The sequence below is a fragment of the Pseudomonas sp. FP2300 genome (assembly GCF_030687595.1).
In the GTDB taxonomy this organism is placed as follows: domain Bacteria; phylum Pseudomonadota; class Gammaproteobacteria; order Pseudomonadales; family Pseudomonadaceae; genus Aquipseudomonas; species Aquipseudomonas bijieensis.
Genome location: NZ_CP117440.1, coordinates 1,851,596 through 1,870,689 on the forward strand (window position 1 = coordinate 1,851,596; position 19,094 = coordinate 1,870,689).

Below are 19,094 nucleotides of genomic sequence, written 5' to 3' on the forward strand. Positions count from 1 at the left end.
ATACATCGCTATCGCGAGCAGGCTCGCTCCCACATGGGGGCCGGCGCTAGCCCTGACTACCCGCCTCCAGCATATTCTCCGGCCTCACCCAGGCATCGAACTCTTCATCGGTCAGGTACCCGAGCTGCAACGCGGCCTCACGCAGGGTCAGCCCTTCGCCGTAGGCTTTCTTGGCGATTTCCGCTGACTTGTCGTAGCCGATGTGCGGGTTCAGCGCGGTCACCAGCATCAAACCACGCTCCAGGTGCGCGGCCATCTGCTCAGCGTCCGGCTCCAGTCCGGCGATGCAATGCTGCTGGAAGTTGCTGCAACCATCGGCCAGCAGGCGAATCGATTGCAGCAGGTTGTGGATGATCACCGGTTTGAACACGTTCAACTGTAAATGACCCTGGCTGGCGGCAAAGCCGATAGTCACGTCGTTGCCCATGACCTGGCAGGCCAGCATCGACAAGGCTTCGCACTGGGTCGGGTTGACCTTGCCGGGCATGATCGAACTGCCCGGTTCGTTGGCCGGCAACTTCACTTCGGCGAACCCGGCCCGTGGTCCTGAGCCCAGCAGGCGCAGGTCGTTGGCGATTTTCATCAGGGTCACGGCGAGGGTTTTCAGTGCGCCGGACAGGGACGTCAGAGGTTCATGGCCGGCCAGCGCGGCAAACTTGTTCGGTGCGGTGACAAATGGCAGGCCTGACAGCGCCGCCAGTTCAGCGGCGATCGCTTCACCGAAACCATGGGGTGAGTTGAGCCCGGTGCCGACCGCCGTGCCGCCCTGGGCCAGTTCGCAGACCGCCGGTAACGCCGCGCGGATCGCCCGTTCGGCGTAATCGAGTTGGGCAATGAACGCCGACAGTTCCTGGCCAAAGGTGATCGGCGTGGCATCCATCATGTGGGTACGGCCGGTCTTGACCAGCTTCATATGGCGCGCCGCCAGTTCCGCCAGGCCACCGGACAGCTCGCTGATGGCCGGGAGCAATTGCTGGTGGACGGCCTGGGCGGCGGCAATGTGCATCGCGGTGGGGAAGCAGTCGTTGGAACTCTGGGAGCGGTTGACGTGGTCGTTGGGGTGCACCGGGCTCTTGCCGCCGCGGGGGTTGCCGGCCAGTTCGTTGGCACGCCCGGCGATTACCTCGTTGACGTTCATGTTGCTCTGGGTGCCGCTGCCGGTCTGCCAGACCACCAGCGGGAACTGGTCGTCATGCTGGCCGGCCAGCACTTCGTCGGCGGCCTGTTCGATCAGGCGGGCGATGTCGGCGGGCAGGTCGCCGTTGCGGTCATTGACCCGCGCGGCGGCTTTCTTGATCAGTGCCAAGGCGTGCAGCACCGACAGCGGCATGCGTTCGTTGCCAATGGCGAAATTAATCATGGAACGCTGTGTCTGGGCGCCCCAGTAGGCGTCGTCCGGGACTTCAACCTGGCCCAGGCTGTCGGTTTCGATACGGCTCATCGGGTCAAACTCCTTAAAGGCTGAATGCGCAGTTTAGGCCCAGATGGGCGGTACCGGTTCCCTCAATCTTCCCTCAATCTTCCCTCAATCTAGGCGTGGCGGATTCGGCCCGTCAATCGGACCCGACAAGCATCGGGGTTGAGGCCCGGCGTTTTTTAGGCGCAGAATGGTCGCCCTTGGGGTTTTACCTCGCCTGTAATGAAAGGAAACTCGATGACCCGTCTTCGTGCCATCTGTACCGCAGTTGCTCTGGTGTGTGCCAGCGGCCCTGTTTTCGCCGATACCGCCAGCCACAACGCCAGCGCCGAAGCGTTCCTGACCCTGGCGCACGCTGACAAACTGGGCACTCCGGTGTACATGCAAGTGCAGCAGATGTTTGCCCAGCGCTTTGAACAGACCAAGGCCCCTGAGTCGAAAAAAGCCACCCTGGAAACCTACCAGGCCAAGGCCAATGCCGCGCTGGACCAGGCCATCGGCTGGAACAAGCTCAAGCCGGACATGGTCAAGCTCTACACCAGCAACTTCAGCGAGTCGGAGCTCAAGGACCTGGTAGCCTTCTACCAATCGCCATTGGGCAAGAAAGTCCTGGAAAAAATGCCGCAGTTGACCCAGCAATCGGCCCAACTGACCCAGGCCAAGCTGGAAAGCGCGGTGCCGGTGGTGAACAAGCTGCTGGCCGACATGACGGCCGAGCTCGAACCAAAAGCCGCTGCCCCTGCCAAGAAAAAGCCGTAAGCGGAGCCCGGTATGAGCATGCAACAACGCATCGAATCGACACTCGGGCTCTTGCAGCCTGAGCACTTGCAAGTGCTGGATGAAAGCCACATGCACAGCCGTGGCCTGCAGACCCACTTCAAGGCCGTGGTGGTCAGCCAGCAGTTCGAAGGGCTCAATCGCGTCAAGCGTCACCAGAAGGTCTACGGCACGCTGGGCGAACTGATGGGCGAATTCCATGCGTTGGCGCTGCACACCTACACCCCTGAAGAATGGGCGCAGATCGACGCCGCCCCGGCTTCGCCGACCTGTGCCGGTGGTAGCAAGCACTGAGCGGGCAACCTGCTTTTGGGTGAACAAGTTTTTGTGGCGAGGGAGCTTGCTCCCGCTGGGCTGCGAAGCGGCCCCCTGAGCGACGGCTTTGCCGTCGAGCGGGAGCAAGCTCCCTCGCCACGATAAGCGCTTCGCTTCAGGGCACTTCGCTCCTAAAGCCACATTGTTTTTGTTAGAATCAGCAACGCGCCGCTCACCCGGCGCGTTTTTTTTCGCATCCGGTTCACCCTTTACGAGGGTAGCCACCTGGAGAAACACCCATGGCACAACCCATTGTCGTGGCGGCACTGTATAAGTTCGTCACCCTGGAAGATTACGTCGAGCTGCGTGAGCCCCTGCTCAAGGCCATGCTCGACAACGGCATCAAAGGCACGTTGCTGATCGCCGAAGAAGGCATCAACGGCACGGTTTCCGGTACTCGTGAAGGCATCGATGGCCTGCTGGCATGGCTCAAGAACGATCCGCGCATGATCGACATCGACCATAAAGAGTCGTACTGCGACGAGCAGCCGTTCTACCGCACCAAGGTCAAGCTAAAGAAAGAAATCGTCACCCTGGGCGTTGACGGCGTGGATCCGAACAAGCAGGTCGGCACCTATGTCGAACCGCAGGACTGGAACGCACTGATCAGCGATCCGGAAGTGCTGCTGATCGATACCCGCAACGATTACGAAGTGGCCATCGGCACCTTCGAAGGCGCCGTCGATCCCAAGACCACCAGCTTCCGCGAATTCCCCGAGTACATCAAAGCCAACTTCGACCCGGCCCGGCACAAGAAAGTCGCGATGTTCTGCACCGGCGGCATTCGTTGTGAAAAAGCCTCCAGCTACATGCTTGGCCAGGGGTTCGACGAGGTCTATCACCTCAAGGGCGGCATCCTGAAATACCTCGAAGAGGTGCCTCAGGAAGAAACCAAGTGGCGCGGCGACTGCTTCGTGTTCGACAACCGCGTCACCGTTCGCCACGACCTCAGCGAAGGCGACTACGATCAATGTCACGCTTGTCGTACTCCGGTCAGCGTCGAAGACCGCGCCTCGGAGCACTATGTACCTGGCATCAGTTGCCCACATTGCTGGGATAAGCTGAGCGAGAAAACCCGGCGCAGCGCCATCGACCGGCAGAAGCAGATCGAATTGGCCAAGGCTCGCAACATGCCGCACCCGATCGGCTACAACTATAAGCAGACATCTTCCGAGGCCTGAACCATGGCGTCACGCTTGCTCTATGTGATGGACCCGATGTGTTCCTGGTGCTGGGGCTTTGCGCCGGTGGCCGAGGCATTGGTGGGGCAGGCGCATGCCGCGGGGGTGGAGTTGCACCTGGTGGTGGGCGGCTTGCGCACCGGCAGCGGTTCGGCGCTGGAGCCGACCACCCGCCGCTACATTCTTGAACACTGGCAGGCCGTCACCCAGGCCACCGGCCAACCCTTCAAGCTTGAAGGTGCGTTGCCGGACGGTTTCGTCTACGACACAGAGCCTGCCTGTCGGGCACTGGTGACGGCCCGCAGCCTGGCCCCGGACCTGGCCTGGAAGCTGTTGAAGCTGATCCAGGAGGCCTTTTATGTGCAAGGCCGTGACGTCACCCACGCCAGCGTCCTGGTGGAGCTGGCCGAACAGGCCGGGCTGCCACGCATCGAATTCGCCGCGGCTTTCGACCGCGCCGACCAACATGTGGCCACCGCTGCGGATTTCACCTGGGTGCAGGACTTGGGCATTGCCGGGTTCCCCACGTTGTTGGCCGAGCGTGACGGCCAGTTGGCCTTGCTGACCAACGGTTACCAGCCCCTGAGCCAACTGTCGCCTTTGCTTGGTCGCTGGCTCGAGCGCGCGGCCTGTGCCTGAGCGGCCGCAAGCTACATCGGCTTCGCCGCGTATCGACCGGTTGAGCTGGACGGAAATCCGTCGCCTGGCCCTCAAGCATAAAAAAGCCCTGTGGATCGCCAACGGCGTGGCTGTGCTGGCGACGCTGTGCAGCGTGCCGATCCCGTTGCTGTTGCCATTGCTGGTCGACGAAGTGCTGCTGGGTCATGGCGATGCCGCCTTGAAAGTCATGAACCATGCATTGCCCATGGGTTGGCAGCGTGCTGCCGGTTATATCGGGCTGATGTTGCTGGTGACCCTGGCCCTGCGCTGTGGCGCATTGCTGTTCAACGTGGTGCAGGCGCGCCTGTTCGCCAGGTTGGCCAAGGACATCGTCTATCGCATTCGCATCCGGCTGATCGAGCGTCTCAAGCGAATCTCCCTGGGCGAGTACGAAAGCCTGGGCAGCGGTACCGTGGCAGCCCATCTGGTCACCGACCTGGACACCCTCGACAAATTCATCGGTGAAACCCTCAGCCGTTTCCTGGTGGCGATGCTGACCCTGGTGGGCACGGCCGGGATCCTGGTATGGATGCACTGGGAACTGGCGCTGTTGATCCTGCTGTTCAACCCGCTGGTGATCTACGCCACGGTGCAGTTGGGCAAGCGGGTCAAGCATCTCAAGAAACTGGAGAACGACAGCACCTCGCGCTTCACCCAGGCCTTGACCGAAACCCTGGATGCCATCCAGGAAGTGCGCGCCGGTAACCGCCAGGGTTATTTCCTTGGCCGCTTGGGGATGCGTGCCAAGGAGGTCCGTGATTACGCCGTGAGTTCGCAGTGGAAAACCGACGCCTCGAACCGCGCCAGTGGTTTGCTGTTCCAGTTCGGCATCGATATTTTTCGCGCGGCGGCCATGCTCACCGTAGTGTTTTCCGACCTGTCCATCGGCCAGATGCTGGCGGTATTCAGCTATCTCTGGTTCATGATCGGTCCGGTCGAGCAGTTGCTCAATCTGCAATACGCCTTTTATGCCGCTGGCGGTGCCTTGAACCGGATCAATGAACTGCTGGCCCGGGCCGACGAGCCTCAGTACACGGGTGTCGTCGATCCGTTCAAGGGGCGTGACACCGTAGGCATCGATATCCAGGGGTTGAGTTTCGGTTACGGTGAAGAACTGGTGCTCGACCAGTTGAACCTGTCCATCTCGCCTGGCGAGAAAGTCGCTATCGTCGGTGCCAGCGGCGGCGGCAAGAGCACCCTGGTGCAGTTGTTGCTGGGGTTGTACACGCCGCAATCGGGCAGCATTCGTTTTGGTGGCGCCACGCAGCAGGAGATCGGCCTGGAGACTATTCGGGAGAATGTTGCAGTGGTGTTGCAACATCCGGCGCTGTTCAACGACACGGTGCGTGCGAACCTCTCCATGGGGCGTGAGTGCAGTGACGACGACTGCTGGCGGGCACTGGAAATCGCCCAGCTCGATGTCACTGTACGGGCGCTGCCCCTGGGCCTGGAGAGTGTAGTAGGGCGTTCCGGGGTGCGGTTGTCGGGCGGGCAGCGTCAACGGCTGGCCATCGCCCGCATGGTACTGGCCAACCCTCGGGTGGTGATTCTCGACGAAGCCACCTCGGCACTGGACGCTGCCACCGAGTACAACCTCCACCAGGCACTGGCGCGCTTTTTGAGTGCACGCACCACACTGATCATCGCCCACCGGCTCTCGGCGGTGAAGCAGGCCGATCGGGTATTGGTGTTCGACGGTGGGCAAATCGCCGAAGACGGCGACCATTTGCAGTTGATTGCCGAGGGCGGTCTCTACGCCCGACTCTACGGTCACTTGCAACAGATACAGCAGCCTTGAGTTTGCGCAACTTTTCTGCGCTTAGTATCGGAAAAAAGCAGGCAAACACGCCGATTTTTCCCAATTCCACGCAAAGCCTGTCGATCTGTTCATCCATTCATTCGAAGGGTTGAAAACTAGCCTAGGCTATTGAGTCAGGAGCGGAATTCTGGCGGGTGTTCGTCCGGCAATACCTGTGCAAGGGACCTCATGAAGCAAAAGCAGACTCTCGGAACACCTCGGCTGCTGGGCATCGTCTGGCCCTTTATCGCCGTTGTGCTATTTCAGGCATTGCTTGGCGGCGTCAGTCTTTACGTGCTGTCCGCCGTTCGCGGCTACGTGGCGGGGGAGAGCCTCTGGTCCAAGGGCCAGAAAGACGCCATCTATTACCTCAATCTCTACGCCGACAGCCGTGACGAGACAATTTTTCGCAAATACCAGCAAGCCATCGCCGTCCCTGAGGGCGGCCATGAGTTGCGAGTGGCGCTGGACCGCGAACCACCGGACCTGAAAGCGGCAAGGGCGGGCATCCTCAAGGGCGGCAATCATCCGGACGATGTGTCCAGCCTGATCTGGCTTTATCTGAATTTTCGTCACTTCAGCTACCTGGAAGAAGCCATCGATCTCTGGACGGTGGGCGACGGCTACCTGATCGAGCTGGACAACGTCGCCCGGCAGATGCACGGCAGCATTAGCGCAGGCCTGGCGTCGGAGCTGGACATCCGTGGCTGGAAGGCCCAGATTTTTGCGATCAATGACTCCGTCACCCCGGCCGCCAAGGCCTTCAGCGATGCATTGGGCGAGGGTTCGCGTTTCATCCTGCGGCTCTTGCTGGTGACCAATTTCGCCACCGCCCTGGGGTTGATCGTCCTGGCGTTGTTGCGTACCCATAAACTGCTGGCCCAGCGACAAGTGTTCGCCAATGCGCTGCAGATGGAGAAAGAACGGGCGCAGATCACCCTGCAATCCATTGGCGACGGGGTCATCACCACCGACGTCGAGGGTGCCATCGCCTATATGAACCCCGCTGCCGAGGCGATGACCCATTGGAAAACCGAACACGCGACGGGCCTGCCCCTGGCCGCGCTGTTCAATTTGCTCGATGACAATGCCCAGACCGAGGGGCTGACCCTGATCGAGCACATCCTCAGCGGCCGGCTCAGCGGCGCCAGCGAGCATTCGAAACTGATCCAGCGCCTGGACGGCAGCACCGTGTCGGTCACCTTGGTGGGCGCGCCGATCCGTCATGCGGGCAAGGTCAGCGGCGCCGTGCTGGTGCTGCATGACATGACCCAGGAGCGTCAATACATCGCCAACCTGTCGTGGCAGGCCACCCATGACGCCCTGACTGGCCTGGCGAACCGCCGGGAGTTCGAGTATCGCCTCGAGCAGGCCTTGCACAACCTTACCCGCCAGGTTGGGCGCCATGCCTTGATGTTTCTCGACCTGGACCAGTTCAAGCTGGTCAACGACACCTGCGGCCATGCCGCGGGCGACGAATTGTTGCGTCATATCTGCGCCTTGCTGCAATCAGGGCTGCGGGAAAACGACACCCTGGCCCGGTTGGGCGGGGATGAGTTCGGGATCTTGCTGGAGAACTGTTCGCCGGAAGCGGCGGAAAAGATCGCCGAAGGGCTGCGCCAGACCGTGCAGAACCTGCACTTTGTCTGGAAGGGGCGGCCGTTCGTGACCACTGTGAGCATCGGCCTGGTGCATATCGCCCAGACGCCGACCACCCTGGAGGCGTCCCTGCGGGCTGCCGACATGGCCTGCTATATGGCCAAGGAAAAGGGGCGTAACCGGGTCCAGGTCTATCACGCCGACGACTCGGAGCTGTCCCTGCGCTTTGGCGAGATGGCCTGGGTCCAGCGCTTGCATATGGCCCTGGAGGAAAATCGCTTCTGCCTCTATGCCCAGGAAATCGCCGCGCTGGGGCCGGGCGATCATGGTGGTGGGCACATTGAAATCCTGCTGCGCCTGCACGATGAAGCCGGGCGGATGATCCTGCCGGACAGCTTCATTCCCGCAGCGGAACGCTATGGCCTGATGACGTCCCTGGACCGTTGGGTGGTGGAAAATGTCTTCAAGATCATCCGCCAATGCCTGAATGATTTGCGACAGGGACCCATGGCGATGTGTGCGATCAATCTGTCAGGCACTACTATCGGAGATCAGGCGTTTCTCGATTTCCTGCGTAAACAGTTTGCGGCCTACTCGATTCCGCCAGAAATGATTTGTTTTGAAATTACAGAAACCAGCGCTATTTCGAATTTGGGTAGTGCGATCCGCTTTATCAATGAACTCAAGAGCTTGGGCTGTTACTTCTCGCTGGATGACTTTTGCGCCGGAATGTCTTCATTCGCTTACCTGAAACATTTACCTGTAGACTTCCTGAAGATCGATGGGAGTTTCGTAAAGGATATGCTGGACGACCCGATTAACCGTGCAATGGTCGAGGTGATCAATCACATCGGTCACGTCATGGGTAAGCGCACGATTGCCGAGTTTGTTGAAACCGCCCAGATCGAGCAGGCATTGCTGGAGATTGGGGTGGACTACGCTCAGGGGTATGTGATCGAACGCCCGCAATTGTTTACCTGCGACACGTTGCAATGTCGGCCGGCCCGGCCCCAGCCGTTGTTATTCAAGGCCCCCGGCACGTTCCGCTGAACCTCTTGTTGATCCGGAAAATCACAATCAAAAGGAGCCCGACAGTGATCGACACATTCAACCGAACAGGCCCGCTCATGGACCCCACGAGCTATCCGAAATGGGCACAGCAGCTCATTACCGATTGCAGCGAGAGCAAGCGCCGGGTTGTCGAACACGAACTGTATCAGCGCATGCGCGACAACAAGCTCAGCGCCAAGACCATGCGCCACTACCTCATTGGTGGTTGGCCGGTCGTCGAACAGTTCGCTTTATACATGGCACAGAACCTCACCAAGACCCGCTTCGCCCGCCATCCCGGCGAGGACATGGCGCGTCGCTGGCTGATGCGTAACATTCGTGTCGAACTCAACCATGCCGACTACTGGGTGAACTGGAGCGCCGCCCATGGCGTGAGCCTGGAAGACCTGCAAGCCCAGCATGTGCCACCCGAGCTTCATGCCTTGAGCCACTGGTGCTGGCACACCAGCTCCTCGGATTCGCTGATCGTGGCCATCGCCGCGACCAACTATGCCATTGAGGGGGCGACGGGAGAGTGGTCGGCGCTGGTGTGTTCCACTGGCGTCTATGCGGCGGCTTTCGCCGAGGAAGATCGCAAGCGGGCCATGAAATGGCTGAAGATGCATGCCCAGTACGATGACGCCCATCCTTGGGAGGCCCTGGAAATCATCTGTACGCTGGCGGGGATGAATCCGAGCAAGGCCCTGCAAACGGAGCTGCGACAGGCTGTGTGCAAGAGCTACGACTACATGTACCTGTTCCTGGAGCGTTGCATGCAACTGGAGCAGTCGGAGTCCGTGGGCAAATCTTCTTCCACCCGTGAGCGCCTGGCGCTGGCCGGGAGCTGATTTCTACCGCTACAGATAGCTGCACCCATGTGGGAGCGAGCCTGCTCGCGAAGAGGCCTGGCAGTCGACGGGGAGGTTGACGGCTAGACCACTATCGCGAGCAAGCTCGCTCCCACAGTTATTTTCAGCCTGCCATCGCCAGCCGATTGCGTCCTTCGCGCTTGGCGACGTACAGCGCGCTGTCGGCCCTGCGTAGCAGGCTTTCCGAGGACTCCCCCGGTAGCAACGTCGCGCAACCCAGGCTCACCGTCAGTTCGATCCGTGTGCCAGCGGCGAAATAATCCTGGGCCTGGGCGGCATAACGTAGCCGTTCCCCCACCATGGCCGCAGCGTCGCGGCTGGTATTGGCCAGCAGAATCAGAAATTCTTCACCGCCGAACCTGAACACCATGTCCACATTGCGCAGTTGGCTCTTGATCGATTCGGCCACGGCCTTGAGCACTTCGTCGCCGACGCCATGCCCATGGTTGTCGTTGATACGCTTGAAATGATCGATGTCGAGCATCAGCAGCGACAAGGGTTGTAGATGCCGCCTGGCCATGTCGATTTCACGAACCAGGGTCTGGTCCATGGCGATGCGGTTACCGGTGCCGGTCAGCGGATCGCGCAGCGCGCTTTGAGTGGCGGCTCGATAAAGCAGCGCGTTGCGCAATGGATACAGCAATGTCGAGAGCATCGATTCCAAGTCGGCCTGTTCCGCCTCAGAGAAGCGTTGGTTGCGCCGGAATACCAACTCGCCCAAGTGTTCGCCTTCATGGCTGAGGTTGTAGCTGAGGGTGTGATGGCCCCGCTGCCCGAGTTCGAGACGCAGATCGCTGGGCTTGTGTTGATAGGCCAATGCATCCAGGGGCACCAATCGCTGAACTTCCCGGAAAAACAGGCCCAGGATGCGTTGTGGTTCCAGGCTGGTCTGCAATTGTTGGCCCAGTTGCTTGCGCAATTGCGAAAGGCTGACCGAGCGTGGCACGAGTGGCGACGGCTGGCCGAAGCCCAGGCGCTGCAACTTGGCGCTGTCGAAGTCTATCGCGTTGATCTGGGTGGGCGTTTTCATTTGGCGTTAGCCCCTAAGCTAAATCTGTCCTGCCGGGCTGGGTGATGCCGCTTAAGGTAGCGTGTCGTACTGATCCTTCAGTCCCGTAGGACATCTGATTTGAGTTTAGACCGCTTTCCCTGTCAGGCGTAAGACTCGTCTCAACGTCCGTTCCCCGCCGAACATGGCGTGTTTGAGGATATTTAGAGCGAAAGTCGTGCCATTCAGTTCATTAGAATAAAAATCTAGAGAAATCAATGAATTGATGCTTATGAGCGAGCGCCGCGCCAGCATTTGGGCGGCGTGGACTTGGCGTTTCGCCTGGCAGGCTATTGAAGGAGCCCGCGTCGCGACGGTAAATCGTCGCGACGCGGAGAAAGGCAGTTATTGCGCGTTGAAGGCTTGGCCGTTGATACCGGTACTGTCCGGGCCCATGAGGTACAGATAGACCGGCATGATCTCTTCAGGCGTCGGATTGTTGAGTGGGTTTTCCCCTGGATAGGCCTGGGCACGCATGCTGGTGCGGGTAGCGCCGGGGTTGATGCTGTTGGCGCGCACTGCGGCGACGGTATCGACTTCGTCGGCCAGGGTCTGCATCAGCCCTTCGGTGGCGAACTTGGACACGCCATAGGCGCCCCAGTACGCCCGGCCCTTGCGCCCGACGCTGCTGGAAGTGAATACCACGGAGGCGTCCTTGGACAACTTGAGCAGGGGCAGCAAGGTGCTGGTGAGCATGAACATGGCGTTGACGTTCACATGCATCACGCGCATGAAGTTCTCGCCGGACAACTGTTCCAGCGGTGTGCGCGGGCCGATGATCGAGGCGTTGTGCAGCAGGCCGTCCAGATGACCGAACTCGGTTTCGATCATCGCCGCCAGTTCATCGTACTGATGAGGCAACGCCGTTTCGAGGTTGAACGGGATCACCGCTGGCTGCGGATGACCGGCCGCCTCGATCTCATCGTAGACCTGGGTCAGGTTGGCTTCGGTCTTGCCCAGCAACAGCACAGTGGCACCGTGGGCGGCGTAGGCTTTCGCCGCAGCGGCACCGATCCCGCGACCGGCGCCGGTGACCAGAATCACCCGGCCATTGAGCAGGTCGGGGCGGGCGGAATAATCAAACATAAAAAAACCTCAACAAGTCAATCTGTTGGCAGACGCTGTGTGGCGAGGGGATTTTCCCCGCTATGTGGGAGTAGGCTGTGGGAGCAGGGCTTGCTCGCGAACAGGCGTCGCGATTTCTGAAAGACCGCATCGCCTTCATCGCGGGCAAGCCTTGCTCCCACAAAAATCCCGTCACCACAAGAACAGTCAGATCAGCAACTGCACAACGCGTTATCCAGCACCTCGCGCAGCGCCAACGGGTGATCGATCACCACATCCGCGCCCCAGTGCCGGGGGTTGTCGTCCGGGTGGATGTAGCCGTAGGTCACCGCGCAGGTCTTGGTGCCGGCGCTGCGGCCGGACTCGATGTCCCGCAGGTCATCGCCCACGAACAACACGCTGGCCGGGTCCAGGTCGAGCAGCTTGCACGCCAGGGTCAGCGGTTCGGGGTCTGGCTTGCTGTTTTTCACATGGTCAGGGCAGATCAGCACTTTCGAACGCTCGGCCAGGCCCAGTTGCTGCATGATCGGTTCGGCGAAACGCACCGGTTTGTTGGTGACCACGCCCCAGATCAGGTTGGCCGCTTCGATATCGGCCAGCACCTGGGCCATGCCGTCGAACAGGTGGCTGTGGACCGCGCAACCCTTGAGGTAGCGGTCGAGGAATTCCTGGCGCAGGTCCTCGAACCCCGGTGATTCCGGGTCCATGGAAAAGGTCACCGCGACCATCGCCCGGGCGCCGCCGGAAATCTCGTCGCGAATGTGCTGCGTGTTCATCGGTGGCAAGCCACGGTCGGCGCGCATGGCCTGGCAGATGGCGATGAAATCCGGCGCGGTGTCGAGCAGCGTGCCGTCCATGTCGAAAAGAACCGCTTTGAGACGCATCGACTTACTCCTCGCGCAGGGTCTGGATCATGTAGTTGACGTCAACATCGGCGGCCAGCTTGTAGTGCTTGGTCAGCGGGTTGTAGGTCAGGCCAATGATGTCCTTGACGGTCAGCCCGGCCATGCGGCTCCAGGCGCCCAGCTCGGAAGGGCGGATGAATTTCTTGAAGTCGTGGGTGCCGCGAGGCAGCAGCTTCATGATGTATTCGGCGCCGATGATGGCGAACAAGTAGGCTTTCGGGTTGCGGTTGATCGTGGAGAAGAACACCTGGCCGCCGGGCTTGACCATGCTAAAGCAAGCGCGGATGACCGAGGACGGGTCTGGCACGTGTTCGAGCATTTCCAGGCAGGTGACCACGTCGAATTGACCGGGCATTTCTTCGGCCAGGGCTTCGGCGGTGATCTGCCGGTATTCCACGTTGACGCCGGATTCCAGCTGGTGCAGTTGCGCAACCGCCAGTGGCGCTTCGCCCATGTCGATGCCCATTACCGTGGCCCCGCGCTGGGCCATGGCCTCGCTGAGGATGCCGCCGCCGCAACCGACGTCGAGGACCTTCTTGCCGGCCAGGTTGACCCGTTCGTCAATCCAGTTGACCCGCAGCGGGTTGATGTCATGCAGCGGTTTGAATTCGCTTTCACGGTCCCACCAGCGATGGGCCAGGGCTTCGAATTTGGCGATTTCGGCGTGGTCGACGTTGCTCATGTGCAGATCCTCGAAAAGCTTGGAAAATCAGGTGCCCCGAGCCGCGGCTCAAGGGGCGTGGTTATTCGTTGTGACCGCTGATGCGGCGACCCCAGGCTTGGGCCGTGGCGATCAGGCTTGATTCGTCCATGCGAGTCAGCCGGCCATCCTCCAGTAACGGCTTGCCGCCCACCCACAGGTGTTTGACGCAATCGCGACCGGTGGCATAGATCAACTGCGACACCGGGTCGTAGATCGGCTGCTGGGCCAGTCCCGACAGATCGAAGGCCACCAGGTCGGCGGCCTTGCCCACTTCCAGCGAGCCGACTGTCGCCTCGATGCCCAGCGCCCGGGCGCCATTGAGCGTGGCCATGCGCAGTGCCCGATGGGCATCCAGGGCGGTGGCCGAGCCGGCGACGGCCTTGGCCAGCAGGGCGGCGGTGCGGGTTTCGCCGAGCAGATCCAGGTCGTTGTTGCTCGCCGCGCCGTCGGTACCGAGGGCGACATTGACGCCGGCCTGCCACAGGCGCTCCACCGGGCAGAAGCCGCTGGCCAGCTTCAGGTTCGATTCGGGGCAATGAATCACGCTGCAATTGCTTTCTACCAGCAAGGCCTGGTCTTCGTCGCTGATCTGAGTCATGTGCACGGCCTGGAAGCGTGGCCCCAGCAGACCCAGTCGTCCCAGGCGCGCCATCGGCCGCTCAGCGGTGTTATCCACAGCCTGCTGTACTTCGAAGGCGGTTTCGTGGACATGCATATGAATGGCCGCGTCCAGCTCCTCGGCGATCACGCGGATTTTCTCCAGGTTCTCGTCGCCCACCGTGTAGGGCGCGTGCGGGCCGAATGCGACTTTGATCCGCGGATGGTGCTTGAGGTCGCCAAACAATTCGATGCCCTGACGAATGGCTTCGTCGGCACTGGCGGCACCGGGGATCGGAAAGTCGAGGATCGGAATGGCGATTTGCGCACGAATGCCACTGTCGTGGACGCACTCGCTGGCGACCTTGGGGTAGAAATACATGTCGGAGAAGCAAGTGATGCCGCCCTTGATCTGCTCGGCGATTGCCAGGTCGGTGCCATCGCGGACGAAATCTTCATCGACCCATTTGGCTTCAGCCGGCCAGATGTGCTGTTCGAGCCAGGTCATCAAGGGCAAGTCATCGGCCAGGCCGCGAAACAGGGTCATGGCCGCGTGGCCGTGGGCATTGATCAGGCCGGGGCTGAGCAGCATGCCGGGCAGCTCGCGGACCTGTGCGGCGTCGCACTTCAGGGCTTCGGCTCGGGGGCCGATGAACACGATGCAACCGTCGCGAATGCCCAGGCCATGGTCCTTGAGCACCACACCGGCGGGTTCGACAGGCACCAACCAGGTCGGCAGCAATAATAAGTCGAGCGCAACGGCAGGCTTGGGCATCGTGGAACGGTTCCATGGGGTATAAAGGATGGCGAAGTATACCCGAGCGTCTTCGCGGAGGGATCGCTATAATCGGCGGCTTTTGTTCATGAGTGCGGGGTGAAGGATGCGCGATCGACTATTGGCTGCGGAGAAGGTGAAAGCCATCGATTGGCGCGATGGCGTCCTGTACCTGCTGGATCAGCGTAGCTTGCCGTTCGAGGAAAACTGGATCGCTTGCACCCGTGCCGCCGATGTGGCCGAGGCCATTGGCTCGAGGGTGGTGCGCGGCGCACCGGTCATCGGCATCAGTGCGGCCTATGGCGTCGTGCTGGCAGCGCGGGCCAGGATGGCTGAGGGGGATGACTGGCAAGCGGCGCTGGAGGCTGATTTTGCCTTGCTGGCCGAGGCCCGGCCGACGGCGGCGAACCTCTTCTGGGCGCTGGACCGGATGCGCGATCGGCTGGGGCGCTTGAAAGAGCACGCCGAGCCGCTGGCTGTGCTTGAGGCCGAAGCCATCGCGATCCACGAGAGTGACCGTGAAGCCAACCTGACCATGGCCCAGCTCGGTGTCGACCTGATCCGCAAGCACCAGGGCAATGCCCAGGCCATCCTGACCCATTCCAACACCGGCGCCCTGGCGACCGGCGGCTTCGGCACGGCCTTGGGGGTCATCCGTGGTGCGTATATCGAAGGCATGGTCGAGCGGGTCTATGCCGACGAAACCCGTCCATGGCTGCAGGGCTCGCGCCTGACGGCATGGGAGATGGCTCGTGAGGGCATCCCGGTGACCCTCAACGCCGATTCCGCTGCAGCCCACATCATGAAGACCAAGGGTGTGACCTGGGTGATCGTCGGTGCCGATTGCATCGCCGCCAATGGTGACGTAGCGAACAAGATCGGCACTTATCAACTGGCGGTCTGCGCCATGCACCATGGCGTACGCTTCATGGTGGTGGCGCCGAGCTCGACCATCGACATGAGCCTGGCCAGCGGGGATGACATCCCGATCGAGGAGTGTGACGGGCGCGAACTGTTGGAAATCGGTGGCAAGTGGCTCGGCGCGGATGTGGATGCCTTCAATCCGGTATTCGATGTCACCCCGGCGGACCTGATTGATGTCATCGTCACGGAAAAGGGCATCATCGAGCGCCCGGATTCCGCGAAGCTGGCGCAGCTGATGTGCCGCAAGCGGTTGCACTGAGCCGCTTGTCGTCGGGCATAACGCTATCGCGAGCAGGCTCGCTCACACATTGGATCGGTGTTGTGTCCTGAATCCTGGGCACACCAAAACTCCCTGTGGGAGGCGAGCCTGCCCGCGATAGAGTCCAGAAAGTCAACAAATGCCTTGCATTTGCCCTTCAATTCTTCATCCACAGCGCTTCTGAGCCCCTCTGGTCCCATATCAGCCTGTCACCGGTCAACTAACTACGCACCATGCGCATCTGGGGGATAGGTGCGTGGCGGCTCTTGTGATAACATCCGGCGGTTTCCAGGGCTGCCTCGCGAGGTGGCCTTTACTGCGCAGATCCATGGCATAACTCGTTGATTTGTCGTAAGTCGCTGCACGGCACTTGTTCTGCAGCGGCGAGCTTCGTTCGTCCCATCTGGATGTGACGAGGTTTCACCAGAAAAAGGAATCAGGCTTCTCATGGGCGAACTGGCCAAAGAAATCCTCCCGGTCAATATCGAAGACGAGCTGAAACAGTCCTACCTCGACTACGCAATGAGCGTAATCGTCGGGCGGGCGCTGCCGGATGCGCGCGATGGCTTGAAGCCCGTGCACCGGCGCGTGCTGTTCGCGATGAGCGAACTGGGCAACGACTTCAACAAGCCGTACAAGAAATCCGCCCGTGTCGTCGGCGACGTGATCGGTAAGTATCACCCCCACGGCGACACTGCCGTGTACGACACCATCGTTCGTATGGCGCAGCCATTCTCCTTGCGCTACCTGCTGGTAGACGGCCAGGGCAACTTCGGTTCCGTGGACGGCGACAACGCCGCGGCCATGCGATACACCGAAGTGCGCATGACCAAGCTGGCCCACGAACTGCTGGCCGACCTGCACAAGGAAACCGTGGACTGGGTGCCGAACTACGACGGCACCGAAATGATCCCGGCGGTCATGCCGACCCGTATCCCGAACCTGCTGGTCAACGGCTCCAGCGGTATCGCCGTGGGCATGGCGACCAACATCCCGCCGCACAACCTCGGTGAAGTCATCGACGGTTGCCTGGCCCTCATCGACAATCCCGAGCTGACCGTCGATGAGCTGATGCAGTACATCCCGGGCCCGGACTTCCCGACCGCCGCGATCATCAATGGTCGTGCCGGCATCATCGAGGCCTACCGCACCGGTCGTGGCCGCATTTACATGCGTGCCCGTTCGACCGTCGAAGACATCGACAAGGTTGGCGGTCGCCAGCAGATCGTCATCACCGAGCTGCCGTACCAACTGAACAAGGCTCGCCTGATCGAGAAGATCGCCGAGCTGGTGAAAGAGAAGAAGCTCGAAGGCATCACCGAGCTGCGTGACGAATCCGACAAGGACGGCATGCGCGTCGTGATCGAGTTGCGTCGTGGCGAAGTGCCTGAGGTGATCCTCAACAACCTCTACGCCCAGACCCAACTGCAAAGCGTGTTCGGTATCAACATCGTCGCGCTGATCGACGGCCGTCCGCGGATCCTGAACCTCAAGGACCTGCTGGAAGCCTTCGTGCGTCACCGCCGCGAAGTGGTCACCCGTCGCACGGTGTTCGAACTGCGCAAGGCTCGCGAGCGTGGTCACATTCTCGAAGGCCAGGCCGTTGCCCTGTCGAACATCGACCCGGTGATCGCCTTGATCAAGGCTTCGCCAACGCCGTCGGAAGCCAAGGAAGCGCTGGTCAGCACTCCTTGGGAGTCCTCCGCGGTGGTGGCAATGGTCGAGCGTGCCGGCGCCGATTCGTGCCGCCCGGAGAACCTCGATCCGCAATACGGCCTGCGCGATGGCAAGTACTTCCTGTCCCCGGAACAGGCGCAAGCCATCCTTGAACTGCGCCTGCACCGCCTGACCGGCCTGGAGCATGAGAAGCTGCTGGCCGAATACCAGGAAATCCTCAACCAGATCGGCGAGCTGATCCGCATCCTCAATAGCGCCACGCGCCTGATGGAAGTGATCCGCGAAGAGCTGGAAGTGATCCGCGCCGAATACGGCGACGTGCGCCGCACCGAGATCCTCGATGCGCGCCTGGACCTGACCCTGGGTGACATGATCCCGGAAGAAGAGCGCGTGGTGACCATTTCCCATGGCGGCTACGCCAAGACCCAGCCGCTGGCTGCCTACCAGGCCCAGCGTCGCGGTGGCAAAGGCAAGTCGGCGACAGGCGTCAAGGACGAGGACTACATCGCTCACCTGCTGGTCGCCAACAGTCACACCACGCTGCTGCTGTTCTCCAGCAAGGGCAAGGTGTACTGGCTCAAGACCTACGAAATCCCGGAAGCGTCCCGTGCCGCCCGCGGCCGTCCGCTGGTCAACCTGCTGCCGCTGGACGATGGTGAATACATCACCACCATGTTGCCGGTGGAGGAGTACACCGAGGGTCACTACATCTTCATGGCTACCGCCAACGGCACCGTGAAGAAGACCCCGCTGGAATCCTTCAGCCGCCAGCGCAGTGTCGGCCTGATCGCACTGGAGCTGGACGAAGGCGACGTGCTGATTTCCGCTGCCATCACCGATGGTGAGCGTGAAGTGATGCTGTTCTCCGACGGTGGCAAGGTGACTCGCTTCAAGGAGTCCGATGTTCGTGCCATGGGCCGTACCGCCCGCGGTGTACGCGGCATGCGCCTGCCGGAAGGCCAGAAACTGATTTCCATGCTGATCCCTGAAGAAGGCAGCCAGATCCTCACCGCTTCGGCGCGTGGTTATGGCAAGCGCACGGCCATCAGCGAATTCCCTGAGTACAAGCGTGGCGGCCAGGGCGTGATCGCCATGGTCAGCAACGAGCGTAACGGCCGCCTGGTCGGCGCCGTCCAGGTGCTCGATGGCGAGGAGATCATGTTGATCTCCGACCAGGGCACCTTGGTGCGTACGCGAGTCGCTGAAGTGTCGAGCCTGGGTCGTAACACCCAGGGTGTGACGCTGATCAAGCTGGCCAGCGACGAAACGCTGGTAGGGCTTGAGCGGGTCCAGGAACCGTCGGAAGTCGAGGGCGAGGAGCTGGAAGGCGAGGATGGCGCGGTGTTCGACGGTGCCCTGGGCGCCGATGTCGACGATGTGACCGGCGACCAATCGCTCGACGCTGCCGCAGACGAAGAAGAACCGCAGGACTAAGCGGACACGCAGGGGGCGGATGAAGATTCGCCCCCTTGTTG

At 61.1% G+C, this 19,094-nt stretch carries 15 protein-coding genes; 9 read left to right on the forward strand and 6 right to left on the reverse strand.

Features of this window, described 5'->3' with window-relative positions; genetic code table 11:
* Window positions 1-46 precede the first annotated feature (46 nt).
* Window positions 47-1,441 carry a class II fumarate hydratase gene (locus PSH86_RS08185; protein WP_109751384.1) on the reverse strand — a complete coding sequence of 465 codons (1,395 nt, stop codon included), beginning with the start codon at window positions 1,439-1,441 and terminating at the stop codon, window positions 47-49.
* A gap of 213 nt (window positions 1,442-1,654) precedes the next feature.
* Between PSH86_RS08185 and PSH86_RS08190 the strand changes: the two genes are divergently transcribed.
* From PSH86_RS08190 to PSH86_RS08220, 7 genes are all read left to right on the forward strand, one after another.
* Complete coding sequence (locus tag PSH86_RS08190; protein WP_042732949.1) at window positions 1,655-2,176, forward strand: DUF2059 domain-containing protein; 522 nt, start codon at window positions 1,655-1,657, stop codon at window positions 2,174-2,176.
* Window positions 2,177-2,188: 12 nt separating this feature from the next.
* Window positions 2,189-2,488 (forward strand): BolA family transcriptional regulator, encoded by a 300-nt coding sequence (locus PSH86_RS08195; RefSeq protein WP_014337210.1) that lies wholly within the window; start codon window positions 2,189-2,191, stop codon window positions 2,486-2,488.
* A gap of 260 nt (window positions 2,489-2,748) precedes the next feature.
* Window positions 2,749-3,690, forward strand: coding sequence for a rhodanese-related sulfurtransferase (locus PSH86_RS08200; protein ID WP_305489138.1), 942 nt, complete (start codon window positions 2,749-2,751; stop codon window positions 3,688-3,690).
* A gap of 36 nt (window positions 3,691-3,726) precedes the next feature.
* Window positions 3,727-4,329, forward strand: coding sequence for a DsbA family protein (locus PSH86_RS08205; protein WP_204334276.1), 603 nt, complete (start codon window positions 3,727-3,729; stop codon window positions 4,327-4,329).
* Entirely contained in the window at window positions 4,322-6,148 is a 1,827-nt protein-coding gene (locus tag PSH86_RS08210) for an ABC transporter ATP-binding protein (RefSeq protein ID WP_109751387.1), read from the forward strand. Before PSH86_RS08205 ends, PSH86_RS08210 begins: the two co-directional genes overlap by 8 nt.
* A 189-nt stretch (window positions 6,149-6,337) precedes the next feature.
* Window positions 6,338-8,797, forward strand: coding sequence for an EAL domain-containing protein (locus PSH86_RS08215; protein ID WP_305489140.1), 2,460 nt, complete (start codon window positions 6,338-6,340; stop codon window positions 8,795-8,797).
* 77 nt (window positions 8,798-8,874) lie between these two features.
* Window positions 8,875-9,645: an iron-containing redox enzyme family protein gene (locus tag PSH86_RS08220; RefSeq protein WP_269154684.1), complete on the forward strand. Its 771-nt coding sequence runs from the start codon at window positions 8,875-8,877 to the stop codon at window positions 9,643-9,645.
* Window positions 9,646-9,769: 124 nt separating this feature from the next.
* On the opposite strand, the gene PSH86_RS08225 is transcribed toward PSH86_RS08220, so the two are convergent.
* The 5 genes from PSH86_RS08225 to PSH86_RS08245 all read right to left on the reverse strand — a co-directional run bounded on the left by PSH86_RS08225 (window position 9,770) and on the right by PSH86_RS08245 (window position 14,759).
* Window positions 9,770-10,696, reverse strand: a complete 927-nt coding sequence (locus tag PSH86_RS08225; protein ID WP_305489143.1) for a GGDEF domain-containing protein — start codon at window positions 10,694-10,696, stop codon at window positions 9,770-9,772.
* A 363-nt stretch (window positions 10,697-11,059) separates the two neighbouring features.
* Window positions 11,060-11,800 (reverse strand): YciK family oxidoreductase, encoded by a 741-nt coding sequence (locus PSH86_RS08230; protein ID WP_109751391.1) that lies wholly within the window; start codon window positions 11,798-11,800, stop codon window positions 11,060-11,062.
* 191 nt (window positions 11,801-11,991) lie between these two features.
* A complete protein-coding gene (gene mupP / locus PSH86_RS08235) occupies window positions 11,992-12,663 on the reverse strand; it encodes an N-acetylmuramic acid 6-phosphate phosphatase MupP (protein WP_109751392.1) in 672 nt (223 codons plus the stop codon).
* A 4-nt stretch (window positions 12,664-12,667) separates the two neighbouring features.
* On the reverse strand, window positions 12,668-13,366 hold the full coding sequence (gene ubiG / locus PSH86_RS08240; protein WP_116831759.1) for a bifunctional 2-polyprenyl-6-hydroxyphenol methylase/3-demethylubiquinol 3-O-methyltransferase UbiG: 699 nt from the start codon (window positions 13,364-13,366) through the stop codon (window positions 12,668-12,670).
* Window positions 13,367-13,427: 61 nt separating this feature from the next.
* Window positions 13,428-14,759: a TRZ/ATZ family hydrolase gene (locus PSH86_RS08245; protein WP_109751394.1), complete on the reverse strand. Its 1,332-nt coding sequence runs from the start codon at window positions 14,757-14,759 to the stop codon at window positions 13,428-13,430.
* Window positions 14,760-14,865: 106 nt separating this feature from the next.
* On the opposite strand from PSH86_RS08245, the gene mtnA reads away from it, so the two are divergent.
* Together mtnA and gyrA are read left to right on the forward strand one after the other, a co-directional pair.
* Window positions 14,866-15,942, forward strand: coding sequence for an S-methyl-5-thioribose-1-phosphate isomerase (mtnA, locus tag PSH86_RS08250; RefSeq protein WP_116831760.1), 1,077 nt, complete (start codon window positions 14,866-14,868; stop codon window positions 15,940-15,942).
* A 447-nt stretch (window positions 15,943-16,389) separates the two neighbouring features.
* On the forward strand, window positions 16,390-19,053 hold the full coding sequence (gene gyrA / locus PSH86_RS08255; protein WP_109751396.1) for a DNA gyrase subunit A: 2,664 nt from the start codon (window positions 16,390-16,392) through the stop codon (window positions 19,051-19,053).
* The last annotated feature ends 41 nt before the right edge of the window (window positions 19,054-19,094 follow it).